The 16,056-nt window shown below is 39.4% G+C and carries 20 protein-coding genes; 8 read left to right on the top strand and 12 right to left on the bottom strand.

Annotation, left to right across the window (positions count from 1 at the left end):
* The first annotated feature begins 77 nt into the window (after positions 1 to 77).
* The 5 genes from HY987_RS06885 to HY987_RS06865 all read left to right on the top strand — a co-directional run bounded on the left by HY987_RS06885 (position 78) and on the right by HY987_RS06865 (position 2,929).
* On the top strand, positions 78 to 1,235 hold the full coding sequence (locus HY987_RS06885) for an aldo/keto reductase (protein WP_292756958.1): 1,158 nt from the start codon (positions 78 to 80) through the stop codon (positions 1,233 to 1,235).
* A gap of 36 nt (positions 1,236 to 1,271) precedes the next feature.
* Positions 1,272 to 1,715, top strand: coding sequence for a hypothetical protein (locus HY987_RS06880; RefSeq protein WP_292756956.1), 444 nt, complete (start codon positions 1,272 to 1,274; stop codon positions 1,713 to 1,715).
* A 32-nt stretch (positions 1,716 to 1,747) separates the two neighbouring features.
* Positions 1,748 to 1,951: a DUF4332 domain-containing protein gene (locus HY987_RS06875; RefSeq protein WP_292756955.1), complete on the top strand. Its 204-nt coding sequence runs from the start codon at positions 1,748 to 1,750 to the stop codon at positions 1,949 to 1,951.
* A 139-nt stretch (positions 1,952 to 2,090) separates the two neighbouring features.
* The gene (locus HY987_RS06870) at positions 2,091 to 2,393 is read left to right on the top strand and encodes a helix-turn-helix transcriptional regulator (RefSeq protein ID WP_292756953.1); all 303 of its coding nucleotides are present in this window, start codon (positions 2,091 to 2,093) and stop codon (positions 2,391 to 2,393) included.
* A gap of 80 nt (positions 2,394 to 2,473) precedes the next feature.
* Positions 2,474 to 2,929, top strand: a complete 456-nt coding sequence (locus tag HY987_RS06865) for a flavodoxin family protein (RefSeq protein ID WP_292756951.1) — start codon at positions 2,474 to 2,476, stop codon at positions 2,927 to 2,929.
* 100 nt (positions 2,930 to 3,029) lie between these two features.
* On the opposite strand, the gene HY987_RS06860 is transcribed toward HY987_RS06865, so the two are convergent.
* Positions 3,030 to 3,494, bottom strand: a complete 465-nt coding sequence (locus HY987_RS06860) for a flavodoxin domain-containing protein (RefSeq protein WP_292756949.1) — start codon at positions 3,492 to 3,494, stop codon at positions 3,030 to 3,032.
* A gap of 266 nt (positions 3,495 to 3,760) precedes the next feature.
* Here HY987_RS06860 and HY987_RS06855 point away from each other — a divergent pair, with 266 nt between their 5' ends.
* The 3 genes from HY987_RS06855 to HY987_RS06845 are packed head-to-tail and all read left to right on the top strand — an operon-like array spanning position 3,761 to position 6,124.
* Positions 3,761 to 4,375, top strand: a complete 615-nt coding sequence (locus tag HY987_RS06855) for a TetR/AcrR family transcriptional regulator (RefSeq protein WP_292756947.1) — start codon at positions 3,761 to 3,763, stop codon at positions 4,373 to 4,375.
* A 27-nt stretch (positions 4,376 to 4,402) separates the two neighbouring features.
* Positions 4,403 to 5,338 carry an ABC transporter ATP-binding protein gene (locus HY987_RS06850; protein ID WP_292756946.1) on the top strand — a complete coding sequence of 312 codons (936 nt, stop codon included), beginning with the start codon at positions 4,403 to 4,405 and terminating at the stop codon, positions 5,336 to 5,338.
* Entirely contained in the window at positions 5,339 to 6,124 is a 786-nt protein-coding gene (locus tag HY987_RS06845; RefSeq protein WP_292756944.1) for an ABC transporter permease, read from the top strand.
* Between the two features lie 66 nt (positions 6,125 to 6,190).
* Here the strand turns inward: HY987_RS06845 and HY987_RS06840 are convergent, their stop codons facing one another.
* From HY987_RS06840 to HY987_RS06790, 11 genes are all read right to left on the bottom strand, one after another.
* Entirely contained in the window at positions 6,191 to 7,963 is a 1,773-nt protein-coding gene (locus HY987_RS06840; RefSeq protein ID WP_292756942.1) for an MFS transporter, read from the bottom strand.
* On the bottom strand, positions 7,956 to 8,441 hold the full coding sequence (locus HY987_RS06835) for a MarR family winged helix-turn-helix transcriptional regulator (protein WP_292756941.1): 486 nt from the start codon (positions 8,439 to 8,441) through the stop codon (positions 7,956 to 7,958). Before HY987_RS06835 ends, HY987_RS06840 begins: the two co-directional genes overlap by 8 nt.
* A gap of 129 nt (positions 8,442 to 8,570) precedes the next feature.
* Complete coding sequence (locus tag HY987_RS06830) at positions 8,571 to 9,224, bottom strand: MBL fold metallo-hydrolase (protein ID WP_292756939.1); 654 nt, start codon at positions 9,222 to 9,224, stop codon at positions 8,571 to 8,573.
* A 22-nt stretch (positions 9,225 to 9,246) separates the two neighbouring features.
* Positions 9,247 to 9,810: a PadR family transcriptional regulator gene (locus tag HY987_RS06825; protein WP_292756937.1), complete on the bottom strand. Its 564-nt coding sequence runs from the start codon at positions 9,808 to 9,810 to the stop codon at positions 9,247 to 9,249.
* 235 nt (positions 9,811 to 10,045) lie between these two features.
* Positions 10,046 to 10,660: a GNAT family N-acetyltransferase gene (locus HY987_RS06820; RefSeq protein ID WP_292756936.1), complete on the bottom strand. Its 615-nt coding sequence runs from the start codon at positions 10,658 to 10,660 to the stop codon at positions 10,046 to 10,048.
* 93 nt (positions 10,661 to 10,753) lie between these two features.
* A complete protein-coding gene (locus HY987_RS06815) occupies positions 10,754 to 11,323 on the bottom strand; it encodes a class I SAM-dependent methyltransferase (RefSeq protein WP_292756934.1) in 570 nt (189 codons plus the stop codon).
* Between the two features lie 67 nt (positions 11,324 to 11,390).
* Positions 11,391 to 11,840, bottom strand: coding sequence for a 4Fe-4S ferredoxin (locus HY987_RS06810; protein ID WP_292756932.1), 450 nt, complete (start codon positions 11,838 to 11,840; stop codon positions 11,391 to 11,393).
* Between the two features lie 207 nt (positions 11,841 to 12,047).
* Positions 12,048 to 13,232, bottom strand: a complete 1,185-nt coding sequence (locus HY987_RS06805) for an ABC transporter permease (protein WP_292756930.1) — start codon at positions 13,230 to 13,232, stop codon at positions 12,048 to 12,050.
* Positions 13,233 to 13,236: 4 nt separating this feature from the next.
* Positions 13,237 to 14,253, bottom strand: a complete 1,017-nt coding sequence (locus HY987_RS06800; protein WP_292756928.1) for an ABC transporter ATP-binding protein — start codon at positions 14,251 to 14,253, stop codon at positions 13,237 to 13,239.
* A 200-nt stretch (positions 14,254 to 14,453) separates the two neighbouring features.
* Positions 14,454 to 14,972 carry a PadR family transcriptional regulator gene (locus HY987_RS06795; RefSeq protein ID WP_292756926.1) on the bottom strand — a complete coding sequence of 173 codons (519 nt, stop codon included), beginning with the start codon at positions 14,970 to 14,972 and terminating at the stop codon, positions 14,454 to 14,456.
* A 283-nt stretch (positions 14,973 to 15,255) separates the two neighbouring features.
* A complete protein-coding gene (locus tag HY987_RS06790) occupies positions 15,256 to 16,053 on the bottom strand; it encodes an alpha/beta hydrolase (protein WP_292756924.1) in 798 nt (265 codons plus the stop codon).
* Positions 16,054 to 16,056 lie beyond the last annotated feature (3 nt).

The raw sequence follows: 16,056 nt of genomic DNA, 5'->3' as shown, positions 1-16,056 counted from the left end.
ATTTGTTGAAAAATCAAAAAAAATAAATTATTCAGTATGAAAATTATTTCAGTTTATTAAGGAGGGTCTTATACTACATGTTATACCGAAACTTTGGAAAAACCGGTAGGAAAGTTTCAATACTTGGATTTGGGTGTATGCGCCTCCCCATACTGGAGGGCAACCCTGAAAAGATAAACGAACCCCTGGCAACCCAGATGCTTCATTACGCCATAGATCATGGTGTGAACTACGTGGACACTGCCTATCCCTACCACGGTGCCACCGCAACCCAGGGAGGTATGGGTGAGATCCTGGTTGGAAATGCCCTTAAAAATGATTACCGGGACAAGGTTTATCTGTCCACCAAGTTACCAAGCTGGCTTATCCAGAAAAAAGAGGATATGGATTATTATTTAAATGAACAACTCAGACGTCTTCAAACTGATCATATTGATTTCTACCTCCTGCACGGTCTGGGCCACAGTACCTGGGAAACACTGCAAGAACTGGATGTTTTCCAGTTTCTGGACTCTGCACTGGATGATGGTAGAATAGGATACGCTGGTTTTTCATTCCATGATGAACTTAAACTCTACACTGAAATTGTGGACTCTTATCCCTGGAGTTTTTCCCAGATTCAGTACAATTACATGGATCAGAACTTCCAAGCAGGAAGACCTGGACTGGAATACGCAGCATCCAGGGGTTTGGGAACAGTTATCATGGAACCACTGCGTGGTGGTTGCCTTGCAAAGAACATCCCCCCAGATATTAAAGCCATATGGGAAAGCGCCCCAGTTAAAAGAACACCAGCAGAATGGGCTTTACGTTTCCTCTGGGACCAGAGCGAAGTGGATGTGGTTTTAAGTGGTATGAGTGCCATGGAACATGTTAAAGAGAATATCCAGATTGCCGAGGAGGGTCATGCCCATAGTTTAACTGATGCTGAGAGGAATCTGATCCAGGAAGTTCAGGAGGCTTACCAGGCCCGGACCCATGTTGGTTGCACTGCATGCAATTACTGCATGCCCTGTCCGGAGGGTGTGGATATTCCCCTGAATCTGAACCTGTTGAATGATGTTTATCTATACCAGAATATGGAAAAACCCTCTGGAAATTACAAATTCCTGAAAGCTAAAAGGGGTAGTGCATCATTCTGCACAGAATGTGGGGAGTGTGAAGAAAAATGCACCCAGAACATAGCTATACGCAGGTATCTCAAGGAGACTGTGGAAACATTTGAAAAACCTTAGAAAAAATAATGAATGAATAGAAAATGGGGGGATACTATGGTAAATAATTATCATATTAACCTTGAAGAGTTTCCTTTGAATAAATTCAAACGGGAATTAAAGGATTCTGAACCTTTACCCAGCAGGAAAATATTGAAAGACAATCTTGATGAGAGATTTGAGGTTTTAAAGGAAAATGGAGTTTGTAACCTCCAGGATCTTGTTAATTTATTGAAAACTCCTAAAAAGGCCCGGGAGTTTGCGGGAAAATCAGACTTACCTGAAGATTATCTTCTGATTTTAAGAAGAGAAGTTAACAGTTACAATCCCAACCCAGTTAATCTGGACAAATTCCCTGGTGTTGAAGATGAAACTCTTACTAAATTAAACAGTGCCGGAATTAAGAACACTTCTCATCTATTTAGAAGAGTTAAAACCGTGGTTGATAGGGAAAAGTTAGCTACAGAGCTTGGAATAAAGGATAGTACGCTCTTGAACTGACAAAATTAACAGACATGGTGAGGATTAAATGGGTGGGACCTGTTTTTGCCAGGATTTTCCTGGATTCTGGTGTGGATACTGTGCAGAAAGTGTCAGAGGCGGATGCGAAAACATTTTATAAGAAACTGATTGAAATTAACAGAGAAAAAAATTATACTAAAGGCACATTCACAGAAAGCGACGTTGAACTGTGTGTTAAAGTTGCGAGTATGGTGCCTAAAGTAATAGAATACTAAACTAGGATAAAATACTAAAGTATGGTCCTTTTTTTATCCTTAATTTCTATTAAATCATAATGTTTTTATATAGTTAGTATACAAATTAATATTACTTCGATAGTTATCGAATTATAGAATTGATCATGAGCGTATCCCCATGGACACCCAGAAAATGGCGAAGGTTTTTAAAGCTCTTTCCAACCCCAACCGGTTAGAGTTATACTTGCAAATTGTAGAAAAACATGAAACCAGTTATGAAACTAACTGCGGATGTTTAATTAATGAGATAAGCAAATCACTGAACATCGGCGCCCCTACTGTTTCTCATCACCTTAAAGAGTTATCCAACGCTGAATTAATCTTCACCGAGAGAAAAGGTAAATATTTAGTGGCTAGAGTTAATGAAAAAATGGTTAATAAAGTTAATGAACTTTTAAAGCTCCATAAATGTGAATCTTAATTTTATTTTTAAAACTCAATTCGAAAGTTGTCAAATTGATAAAGTGTATAAAAAGTTGATTAAAAAGGAGGAAGTTTAAAATGAAAACCGCAATAATTTACAAGTCCATACATCATGGAAACACTAAAATAATTGCCGAAATACTGGCCAACTCGTTAGAAGGAGATTTATTTGATTTAAAAGATGTAAATCAAGATATTATCAGGGAATATGATTTAATTGGCTTTGGTTCTGGAATATATTATTTTAGACCCCATAAAAGTTTGAGAAAATTTGTAGAAAGCCTGGATGAAGTGAAAAACAAAAAAGTATTCACATTCATCACCAGCGGTGATGGTAAACCAAACCAGTGGTTAAATAAAAAATTATCCAGTAAAGGTTTCCAAGTCCTGGGAGATTATAATTGCAAAGGACTTGATAGTTATGGACCCTATAAGTTGATAGGAGGACATAATAAAAGCCATCCCAATGAAGAAGACTTCGATAATGCTCGAAATTTTGCAAAGGGATTAAATAAATACTTTGATGTGGATTAAAAGTAGCCTGATTCCTATGTATTGAAATTGCCACTATCGTCTGCACCCAGTTTTCAATAAAAGGGAATTATGTCATGAACTTTAACATTCCATAACTGGTTTAAAACAATGCACTGAATTTTTGAACCAGTTCGTTTATGTCTTTTTCACGGCTGCCCCTCCAAACTATGATCCCAGTTCCCAGGATTGTTCCGCCTTTGGACTGGCAGAGTTTTTTCATCTGGGATATGGCCTGGTTTCCACCGGTTCTGTGGAATGGTAAACCTTTGGTAACATAACAGGCTATATTCTTATCCTGAAGCGAAGGAAGCTGCTCCAAGTAGGCCTTCATCGCGGGTGCCAGGGAGAATGCGTGTACTGGGGAGCCAAATATCAGGGCATCGTATTCCTGGATGTCCGGTTTATTCTGAAAAGTTATATCATTTGAATTTGATTTCACTTTCCCGGCGGTTGTTACCCGTTCAATATTTACTGAATGTCCTGCTGCCAGGAGTTTTACCTGGAGACTCTCCGCCACAGAATATGTATGTTCAGTCTGAGAATAGACTATTATTCCAATTTCCATAATTTATACCCCCTTTACCTGCTTCTATTGGATGATGTTTGATGTATATCCAATGAATTTTTTTACATTACCATCTATGTATTCCATCCTGCTTAATTCTTAGGTTTAATTTCTTTAACATCACTGGTTCTAGGGAGACTCTTATTATTAATTCATGAAAGGGTTGTATGATCATGACTCTACTAGTTTTCAGGGAAACTTATATATTCTATGACTATATAATTATAAATAGTCATAGAGTTTTAATGTGTTATAGGAGATTAGTTATGCCCAGGCCATGGAGTGAAAAGGAAAAGGAGATCATCAAAAAAAACCTTTTAGTTGAAGCCAGAAGACTTTTTGAAAAATATGGTCTTAAGAAAACAACCGTGGATGAAATTGTAAGGGCAGCGAATATATCCAAGGGATCATTCTACATTTTCTACCAGTCCAAGGAAGAACTGTATTTTGATGTTTTGGAAGAGGTGGAACGTGAATTCAAGGATAATATGTTTGAAAAGGCGTTTAATCCAAGTATGAACCGTCGTGAAAGTTTTAAATCTTTTCTTAATCAAATGATTGAATTATTGATTACCATGCCCTTATATAAAGAGATAACTTCTTCCAATTACGAATTACTCCTGCGAAAGCTCCCTGAAGAAACTCTGGAAAAACATGTGAAACGTGATCAGGAGGATGTTTCCAAGTTTTTTAATTACTGGATGAATCAGGGCTGGATGAAAAAAGTGGACATGGACGCCATTAATGGCCTTTTTTTATCCCTGATACACTTTGTTATTCATCGGGATGATTTTAAAGGAAGCAATTTTGAAGCTGCAAAGGATTTATGGATTGACGCCCTGGCGAATTATCTAATAATTGAAGAAAACAAGGCAAAATAATAGAAATTTTTACGAGGGGTGTTATCATTGAAAACAACCATTGAAGATGGGATCATCCGAACCAATAACCTTTCCAAAAATTATGGTCCAGTGAAAGCTGTGCAGGAGATATCTCTTAATGTGAATAAGGGAGAGATATACGGATTTCTGGGCTTGAATGGTGCTGGTAAAACCACAACCATCCGAATGCTTCTGGGTATGATAAACCCTACCACCGGGGAATCCTATTTAAAAGGGGAAAAAGTTCATGCTGGAAGCCATGAACTGTGGAACAGTGTGGGTTATCTGGTGGAAATACCTTATTCATATCCCGAACTGACAGTACGGGAAAATTTAGAGATCACCCGCCGTTTACGTTTTATCAAAGATGCAAGTACAGTTGATTCTGTTATTGAAAAACTTAAGCTAACCCCTTACCAGGATAGAAAGGCAAAAAATCTTTCTTTAGGAAATGCTCAGCGGTTAGGGCTTGCAAAGGCCCTGATACATAATCCTGAAATTCTCATCCTGGATGAACCCTCAAATGGACTAGATCCTGCAGGTATTGTTGAAATAAGAGAACTTTTACGCGACCTGGCCTTCAATAAAGGAGTTACTATATTTATTTCCAGCCATATACTGGGTGAGATCTCCAGGATCGCCACCCGTATAGGAATTATCCATAAAGGAAGACTGATTCAAGAAATGGATGCAGAAAAACTACATCAACTTAGAAACAGGAGCCTTTTAATTGATTTAAAGGATAAAAATGGTGCAATTGCACTTTTAGTCAATGATGGTTTTAATGCAACTGTGAATGAGGATGGATTAATTGAAATTACCAGCAAAAAGGCGGTTCTTCGTCCGGAAAATGTGAATTTAAATTTGGTGAATGCGGGGTTTCCACCGTCAATGTTAAAGGTGGAAGAAGAAGACCTTGAATCCTATTTCCTGAGGATCATTAGCGAAGAGGGGGTGGTGTGAATGAAAGGTCTAAAAGCAGCAGTTTGGGCTGAAACTCTGAAAGTGAGAAAGTCAAAAATGCTCATAATAACGTTACTTGCTTTTTCAGGTATTGCCATCACCATGGGTTTGATGGTATTTGTTTCCCGATATCCTGAACTGGTAGGAAACTCTGCCATGGTGAGTGCCAAAGCTTCCATGTTTAAGGATGACTGGTCTTCCTATTTTGAATTATTGATTATGATCCTATTAACGCTGGGTACCATTGGTTTTGGAACCATCACTGCATGGGTTTTTGGACGAGAATACTCTGATCGGGTGGTGCAGGACCTACTGGCATTACCAGTACCTCGTTACACCATAGTCTTATCCAAGTTCATTACTATTATTGCCTGGAGTCTTCTGCTGTCATTAATTCTCTTTACCTGCGGACTTTTAACCGGATTTGCAGTGGACATTGCCCATTGGTCAGTTGGAACAGCATACCATTACTTTACTATTTTCATGGTAACCTCCTGTTTTACAATACTACTGTGTACCCCCGTAGCCCTAGTAGCCAGTTACGCAAGAGGATATCTAGCACCACTGGGTTTTGTGATTGGTACATTGATTGTAACCCAAATATTGTTTGTGGGGATCCCCAACACCACCTTATATTTCCCATGGGCCATTCCAGCACTTTATAGTGGTGTGTCCGGAGGTGGTGCGCTAAATCCAAATTTAATTAGTTATGTAGTGCTGATTCTAACAATTTTATTGGGTTTTGTGGGAACTGTGGCCTGGTGGCGTTTTGCTGACCAATCCTAAATGTAAATATCATTTATTAAAAAAGAGTAAAGGCCCCTACCGGGACCTTTATTTAGTTTTTATCATTCAAATTTCTTCTGAATCAGTACCATCATCTTCTGAACTGATTTTGATTAGCTCCAGCTCATGAATATATCGCTTTCCACGGAGGGCAGATAATATAGCAGCCAAACCACAGAATAAAGCCCCAATATAGAACGAAACTCGTAGTGATGGCATGAATGCCTCGGCCAGGGTGGATGGGAACCAAGTAGTTCCGGTGAGGGTGATTAATGTTGCATGAGGTATCTGGCTAACCACCGCTGCTGGAACACTACTTAAGATGGTTTCAACTGGGTTGTAACCTAAAAATGCTGAAAACAACGCTCCAGTGGGTGGTATGTTACTTAGGATAGGGGTCAGCTGCAATGCACCTATACTTGCCAGAGACGAAGCCAATGCATCAGGGAAGCGTTGAGTTATTCCCACAATAACTATGGTAAAGAAAATAGCCATGCTCGCTGTGAAGGCAGTATTCATTATGGTGGTCAGCATTCCTGAAGCCACACCCCGATCTTGAGGAGGTACCGAGTTCATTATAGCAGCACTGTTGGGAGAACCGAACATTCCACTGCCCAATCCCATGAAAAACAGTGCTAATCCGAATTCCAGATAGTTGAAGTTGTAGGGAAGTGATGCCAGCACCAAGAAGCCTATTGTGTTCATTACCATCCCCATAGTGGCTATCCAGCGAGGCCCGTACTTATCGGAGAGCATTCCTGAGATGGGCCCCATTATAATCACCCCAATAGTCAGGGGCAACATGTACACTCCTGCCCAGAAGGGTGTGGATTCGTAGCTGTATCCGTGCAGTGGGAGCCATATTCCCTGCAGGAGAAGTATTAACATGAACATCATTCCTCCCCTGCTTAATGAGCTCAGGAACCCTGCAAGGTTGGCATAGGTGAACATTTTTATCCGGAAAAGATCCAGGCGGAACATGGGATTTTCCACCTTGCTTTCCACCACCGGGAACAGTGCCAGGAGGAGGAATCCCACTATCATTGAGGCGATCACCAATGGATTGTTCCATCCCATGGCATCACTACCATAGGGCATTAGACCATAGGTTACTCCGAGGAGGAGGAGTGTTATACCCGAGACGAAGATGATGTTTCCCCATATGTCTAGTTTGGTCTTGGGAGCGCGGAGTGATACTTCTTTAAGTTTATAGGTGGACCAAATTGTTCCCAGAATACCGAAGGGCACACTTACCAGGAATACGTATCTCCAGTTGAAAACTGCTAGTATACCTCCCAGTAGAAGGCCTATGAACTGACCTGACATCAGAGCCACCATGTTTATACCCAGAGCTTTTCCCCTTTCACTGACCGGGAATGCATCGGTGAGTATGGCGGAACTGTTGGCCATGGTAAGGGCACTTCCCACTGCCTGGACTATCCTGAACAGTATGATCTCTATGGCCCCGGCATCACCAGTGGAGGGTGTGAGGTAAAGGAGTATGGATCCGATGGTGAATATCAGAAATCCCAGCTTAAAAAGCTTGACCCGCCCGTACATATCAGACAGACGTCCGAAACTTAAAAGCAGGGTGGCGGTTACCAATCCGTATCCCATCAGTATCCACAAGAGATACTGGAAAGATGTTAAAGGGTCGATATTAATACCATTGAAGATAGCGGGAAGGGATATCAAGGTTATACTACCATTAATCATTCCCATCAGGGATGCTATTAAGACATTGGATAATGCTATCCATTTATAATCTATACCACGCCCTCCTTTATCTTCTGACGGATTGTGAGGTAAGTTGCCTCCTTTAGAAATATTATTACTCATTCAGGTTTTCCTCCGCATCATATAATTTGTTCAAACTTTTCAGGGTCAGTTTTTTCAGAAGTTCCTTTATTTGTTTCTTTTCTGCTTTTGAAAAGTCTTCATTCATTGATTCTTCCCAATATGTAGTTATTTTGCATATTTCAGGCATTAGCGATCTTCCTTCATTGGTAAGGTAAAGAAGGTATCTTCTGCGATTATTTGGATCAGTCCTTCGACAGATGAATCCCTTATCTTCCAGCTTCTTTACACCACGAGCCACAGTTCCCTTATCTATGAAAAAATGAGTGGCCAGATCTTCCTGTGTCTGACCTTCCTTTCTGTAAAGTCCAATGAGATAAAGAAATTGACTGGCAGTAATGTTCAAACTTTTCAGTTTGTTATTTAAATACATCATACGAGTCCGGTGGATTATTGAGATGAAAATACCCAGTGGAATGTCATTAAGGTCTTCATCGATTATTTTTTTAACCTTATGCATATATTCAACTCCAAAAAAAAAATGATTCTAAATAATTCAATTTGTTTTTAAAAATAGTCGGTAATGCTATTTAAATATGTTGCCTATGCAACAATTGTTTATACAACATTAATTAAAAAAAGGTGTATTCTATTTCATCCTCTTCGCAATTTTTGATAACTCTCCAGGTGCATTATCCAATCTGACTGGCTCACCATGAGCAGTGCATATCCATTTAAAATCATAACCAGCAATTTTTTCAATAGAATTCTTTAAGACAGATTCATTCCAGTTCATACTGGATTTCATGGTATCTAATTTTCCTTTGGAAGTTCTAACCAGATCTCCTACAAATAGAACATCGTTATAAAGAAGGCAAACATGGCCAGGAGTATGTCCTGGAGTGGGAATGACTTCTAATCCTGAAATTGTTTGGTTTTCTTCGTAGGCCATTATTTTCTCCGGTTTTTTAGCCCTCATGAACATAGATATTATTCTTTTATGTCCCGGGCGGTGTTTATCACCATAAATATAGGGAATATCCTCCTGTGACGCCCATACCGTAGCCCCAGTTTCCTCCTGAAGAAAAGCCAGGTTTCCCACATGATCTACATCATGATGGGTGATTAGAATGTGTTTGATATCTTCCGGGTTGATTTTCATAGATTTTAATTCTTTAATGATGCCCTTTCCTTGTCCCGGACGTCCAGTGTCAATTAATATTTTATCTTTACCTGAAACTAGATAAGCATAATTCCAGTTTTTAGTCGCCTCCAGGGCAAAAACTTCATCATTTACTTTCATTTTTAAACCTCCTCCCTATCTTTTAATCCCCATATTCTCCTAATTGCTCAACACACTCTTCAGCCCATCGTATTACGGTTTTTAATGTCATTTTACCCCTTTTAATTGTGAAGTTCCAGAAAAGTTGATCCTTTTCTGGAGATTCTGATGAAAACTCGTTGCAGTAAACATTAAAAGTACTCTCAATTTCCTCTAAAACCTTTAAATACGCCTTTTTTTGAGATATAAATCGTTCAAATTGTATTATTAATTCTTCTTTCTCCAGTTTCGAACCGAAAAATATTCTGAGCATAAAACCATCCCGGAGGGGATAAGAAAGCTTATCCGGGAAATCCTGTAACCATTCCTGGAATGCAAGTTCCCCTGCCCCAGTTATATTGTAAATTCTTTTATTAGGCCTATCATCCTGTTTTTGAATGGTAGAATAAACATAACCTTTTTTTTCCAGTACAGATAGCTCACGGTAAATTTGACTTAAACTAGCAACCCATACCTGAGATATGGATTTATCAAAGACTTTTTTTAAGCTGTATCCAGTTCGGGGACCGTATGATAAGATACCCAGCATTGCATATGATAGTGACATGAATTCCTCCAATCATATATAACTTGTTATATATTACTTATTCTATAATATGGTACATGTTATATATAAGTAAGTGTTAAAGACCCCACTATAAGGGAGAAAATAGAAAAAATTGTAAAAAATAATATTAATCCAAGAATAAATTAACGTGACCCTATAAACAGTTATTAACATTATATAACCAGTATAAAGCTGAAACATTACACATGACATTAACTAAGTAACTATTTACCCATCATAATTCTTTAACCATTACTGTCCTTTCTTCATTATTGTAGAACCCATTTTTAAGATAAAAAGCCTCAGCAGGTATATTTTTATTGGTTAAAAGAGTTATGCGAGTGTATCCATCTTCGCGAAGGGTGTTTACCAGCAAATCTACTGTTTTAGTTCCAATACCATTTCCCTGCCTTTCATTTTCAACAAAGAATTCATCTACAAAGAACTCTTTGCCCATCCACCATGACCTCCGGTGCCCCAAACAGGCTGCCATGATTTTAGAGTCCTCACACATTACAAATCCTTCGAAAACGGGGTTTTTAATGAGTTCCTTCAAATAATTTCTGGATTGATCTAGGGATACCCATTCATCATACCAGGGATCAGCAGAAAATACGTTTTTAAACAGACAGGCACATTCATCCAGATCTCCCCAACTAAATCTCCTGAAACCTAGAACTCTCCTTAAGTTCAGATCACCTTCAAGATGGATCTGATTTGAAAGTGCAAGCTCCAGGTTATCCTGGAAAAAATAATCCCAATGGCTTTTTAAAGAGCCATTTTCAAAATGATTCCTTATATTAAGATGGTTATTAGTGAAATGTTCCTTAATTGAGGTTTTAATAGACATATTTCAAGCCACCTTCCATTAATTCCAATGAACCCTTAAAATCCATTTTATAATAATGAATATCTTCAAGTGAAATCTGATTATAATCTTAATTCATGGCCATTTTTCAAAAACCATGAATAACTGGTCGGGTAAAAAATCATATTTTTCCAGAAGAGAGAACCCAGCTTGTTTCATAACATCTAAAAGAACAATTTCAGGAGTGTAATGTCCAAAAAGACCTGTAAAACTGAGTTTTCTTTTATTATAATCAATAATGGCTATTTTTCCATTATCTTTTAGAAATTTTCCAATGCCTTTAAAATATTCAGCTTGATTGGGGATGTGATGTAACACGTTTCTTAAAAAGAATAGATCCACACTCTTTTCAGGCAAATCAAGGCCATCTAAATTAGCTCGGATTGTTTCCACATTCTGAATGTCTTCCGTTATAATATGAGTCTTTATAAAATCAAGAGCCTTTTCATCGGTATCAATGGCATAAAGGTGACCTTCGCTTCCCACTTTTCTGGAAAATTCATAGGTGAAATACCCTCCACCGGAGCCAATGTCCCCCACTACCATCTCATCATGAAGATTAAGATGTTCTATGATTTCAGAGGATTTATTTTTTGGTGAAGAAGCCTCTTGGTTTAACATTTTAAACCTGAATCCATTTAGCATTTTTATCATCCCCTTTTAAAACAGCTCAATTTCATAGATTTATTAAATAATCTAAATTTTTAAATAATTAAATTGGTGCATTGGTGAGTACGGTCCCCCAATTAACCTTTGAACCTACTTCTGGAGCCACCAGTAGATTTTTTTCTATTTTCCCCATATCTGCCAGATGAGCCACCACTTCGTGGAATGAAATATCCGGTCCATCGTCCATTTCCCTGGCCTTGGGCATGGACAGTGCCCGGTATCCATTTTCCTCCAGTAAACTGCTTAAACTCGATGTGATGGATTTTAACTGACAATTTGTCACGTCATATGGCTGTTTTTTAGCCATTGACAATTCATCAGGAATTAAATAGGGCAAAGTTATTCCTATAGAGATTGCTCTGGGGTATTCTGCAATTAATGACCCGTATTTTTCAACCATAGCATTATCAACCTGGGATAAATCCACCGTGCCCAAAAAGTAATCCTCACACTCGGTTTCAATAACATTTCTGAGTACACTCTCACATTTCATGATACGTTCACCTCGTTAAATTTTTTTAAAAAGGGGTTAACCCTTGACATTATTTTCAATGAATTAATTCTTCAGGATTGAATGAATTGGAATAAATGCAGTTAGCTGAATAATCTGCTTTAAAACTGCAATATCCCCTTTTTAATCCATTTCACTTTATTTTCCGTTTATATTTCATTTATCTGTCCTTTCACTGGCTTCCGTCACCTATCTGGTCATTGATTTACGGAATAGTGGCACGGCAATTGCCATGGTAACCACTCCAAAACCAATCAAGATGATCATCTGGTATAGTACATCACCAATCCCTGCGTTCAGGAGGATTATCTTACGCAGGGCATCAGCTGCATAGGTTAAGGGGATGAACTGGGATATGGTCTGCATGAACCAGGGCATCTGCTGGATGGGGTAGAAAACACCTCCCAGAAAGATCATTGGGAACATCAGCAGGTTCACGATCATTGTTCCTGATGCCTGGTCTCCCGACATGGAAATAGCCAGAATTCCCAGACCTATGAAGCTGAATATTCCCAGTAGGAGCATGAAGAATGCCAGTATGAGACTTCCCTGGACTGTAACTCCAAACAGGAGCATTGCCAGTCCCAGTATTATGATGCACTGAATGAATCCCCTGGTGCAGAGTGCTGCGGTTTTGCCGATGATAACAGATATCTGACTGATTGGTGCGGATAACATTCCATCAAAGGTTCCCAATTCCTTTTCCTTGGAGATGGCTTCCGGAATACCAGTCATTACACTCATCATCACGATCATGATCATGAGGCCCGGTGCCAGGAAGTTGAAGTAATTTGTTTCACCGGGTATGGTGGTTGACACAGTAGGCACATAGGGAAATATGATGGCCTGAGGATTAACCGGCTGACTTGTCTCTTTAGAAAGCTCCAAAACAGTGGCCTGTGCCTTCATGTCATTCAAGCCATTTACAGTACTGGATAAGACCTGCTGGATCTGAGTGGCACTCTGAGGGTTGCTGTTATCTATGTAAACCGTGAACCCACCTGATTTCCCACTACTCAAGTTTTCAGAGAATCCCGGGGGTATGATAAATGCTCCGTATATTTTTCCCTGATTAATCTGGGTTTTAGCCTCATCCACACTGGAATAATTCTTGAAATCCATGAAACTGGTATTCTGGTTCATCAACTCCAGCTGGGCTAGGAATTCATTGCTCCCCTGACCCTGGTCCAGGTTGACCACTCCCATGGGCATGTGCTGCTGGGTGCTGCCACTGGGGAATATGAACCCGAACATCACCAGGAATATTAGGGGCATGATAACCAGGGATGCCAGTTGCATGCGGTTTCGCCTGAATTCCAGCATGTCCTTGGCCATCACATGGTAACTGTCTTTTAATATCTTCACGGCATCCATGATCTCACCTCACCCTTGCTTTAGGTGCTATTCCATGCCTGTGTGGAGCAGGTGCTGCTTTTTCATTGGCCTGATCACGCATTTCTTTACCAGTTACTGCCAGGAACACGTCTTCCAGTGTGGATTCATTGCTATTGGTCAGGGAGGCGATGTTTCCACCTTCAACACGGATGGTGTCAATGATATCACCCAAGGCATTTTCTCCATGTGCACTTACTTTTAAATTGTAATCATCCTGCTGTGCCACTGCAGTGACCATTTCCAGGGATTCAATATTTTTAATGAGTTCTGCATTGAGGTTATCAATTTTAACTCCAAATACTGTTGTTTTTCCATGAGATATCATGTTTTTAAGGTTTTGTGGTGTGTCCAATGCAGCGATTTTACCATGATCGATTATGGCAACCCGGTCACTGAGTGCTTCTGCCTCAGCCATTGCATGTGTGGTTAGAATGACTGTCATTCCACTCTGGTTGATTTCTCGGGTGATGTCCCTTATGGAGAAAGTGGTCTGTGGGTCGAGGCCCAGTGTGGGTTCATCCATGAACAATATCTCTGGTTCAGATAGAAGTGCCCGTATAACATTGATTCGTTGCTTCATACCTGTTGAAAACTTGCTGATCTGGGTATTCTTCCATTCCTGCATGTCCACCAGTTCCAGTAATTCATCGATCCTTTCTTCCAGCTTCTGTTTGGGCATGGAATAGAGTTTTCCGAAGAATCTGAGGTTTTCAGCTGCAGTTAAGCGGTCGTACATAATCATCTTCTCAGCCACCAGGCCAATGTTCTGGCGAACTCGGTCTGATTCTTTAATTAAATCAAATCCAGCAACCTGGGCAGATCCTGATGTTGGCTGGGCAAGGGTGCACAGCATTCGGATAGTGGTACTTTTACCTGCACCGTTGGGGCCTAAAAATCCAAATATCTCCCCTTCCTTCACTGTAAGTGACAGATCATCCACTGCTGTAAAATCACCGAACTTTTTAGTAAGGTTATTAAGTTCTATAGCGTGTTCAGTCATTTTTCCCTCCAATTAGTTTTATTATCTTTTTATTAAGCTCCATAGCTTTTTTTAATCCGTTAGTTTAATTAATTCAATCCGCACCAGGGTTACATAGCCTTCGCTAACCTAAACCACAGCTACAGAATCAGTTCAACAATCACTGTTCATGCAGTTTTCATTAAGATTCTTAATAATTAATTATTCACTTTAAACAGCAATTATGTCGAATTATTCTTCTGGAGTGATTCCCTGATGGTTTTTAGCCTTTCGCTTAATTCACCTATTAATTCTTCATGGGGAACCAGTTTTTCTTCTTTAATATCCTCCAAATACGAAACATAACCCTCGATTTCTGTTAATGCTTTTGTTACTGAATATTCTCCACGGTCCATTTTTTCATGTGGTTTAAAACGCCCGTAAAGTTTGTTAATAACTTTATTTCCTTTTTCAGTTAATTCATATCTTCCATCTTCGCATTTTACGAGGAGACCTTCATTAACCATTTTTTTCAGCATGGGATATACTGACCCGGGAGATGGTCGTGGGGGTCTAGGTCCCCTGTGTGACATGTTGCAGGATTCATGGTGTGCCTGTATGGCATCCATGATTTCCACCCCATTTCCAGGACCGTTTTCATCCAGGACATGGAGTATCAATATTCTTATTCCCCCAAATCGCTGCATTTGTTCCATTTTTTCATGAAATTCTTTGTGAAGATTTTTAAAGGCATCCCACATGTTGAATCAAAACCTCCATTAGATCTATTGTATTGAATCCATTCCTACTGAATCTATTTATCGTATGATCGATTTAATATCGTTAAATTGATATCATGAAGCAATCTATATATGATTTAAATGAATTTTAATGGATTTTCAATAATTGAATATCAAGTTACCGATATCGACTAATCGATATTAAGAAGATTCTCATATAAATAGTTTGTGATCCAAAGAGAGTGCTCACTAAAACAATTGCAAAAATCAGAAATTATGTCAAACCATGAACTTGGAACGTTTACTACCGGTGAGGACATAATGGTTCAACCACATTGGGAATAGGGTTTCCAGTTATGAAGCTTCTTAATACTTGGTTGAAAAGTTCTGGAGATTCCATATTCCAAACATGCCCCCTTTTAGGGACCACATAGGCTTCTGAATTTGGAAGAACCTTAACCAAATCCCTGGCAGATTCCTTGATAACTTTATAATCTTTTTCACCCATCATCACCAATACCGGGACATTTGCTTTTTCCAGGCCAGAGGGTAATTTGAAGAACAGGTTCTCGTGGAGTATTCTATTCAATGAATCCGCTTTAAGTTGTAATGTGGCTTCCTTGAACTTTTCGAAATAACTTTTAGAAATGTTATAAGTCCGCATGTTGGCTTTTATAAAAAAATCAGTATCTTTCACAGGTTCATAAACCTTAAAAGTATAATCCAAAAGTTTTAAAAGAATATCTCCATGGGGGATGCCACGAATCAAGGTTCCACTAATGAGGGCATGATCAACTACCTCGGGATGAGTGGCTAGAATTTGGACGATGATCTGTGCTCCCAGGGATAACCCCACCAGGTGGGCTTTCCCATTATGTGCCCGGCTTCTAATGAGATCAATCACCATCCCAGCAGCACCGACAATGGTGAAGGGCTTCACTTCTGCACTTTGCCCGTGTTCGGGGAGGTCTGGAACTAAACAATGATAATCCGGGAAGGCTTTTACCTGTTCATCCCATATCCAGCCAGCCAGTCCACCCCCATGTAGGAAGATTATGGTTTCGGGGTTTTTCTGGCTGGTTTCTTTAACAAATAAATTCATAGG

Source organism: Methanobacterium sp., assembly GCF_016217785.1.
Lineage (GTDB): Archaea > Methanobacteriota > Methanobacteria > Methanobacteriales > Methanobacteriaceae > Methanobacterium.
The sequence above is the reverse complement of the archived record's forward strand: the minus strand, read 5'-3'. Positions and strand labels throughout refer to the sequence as shown.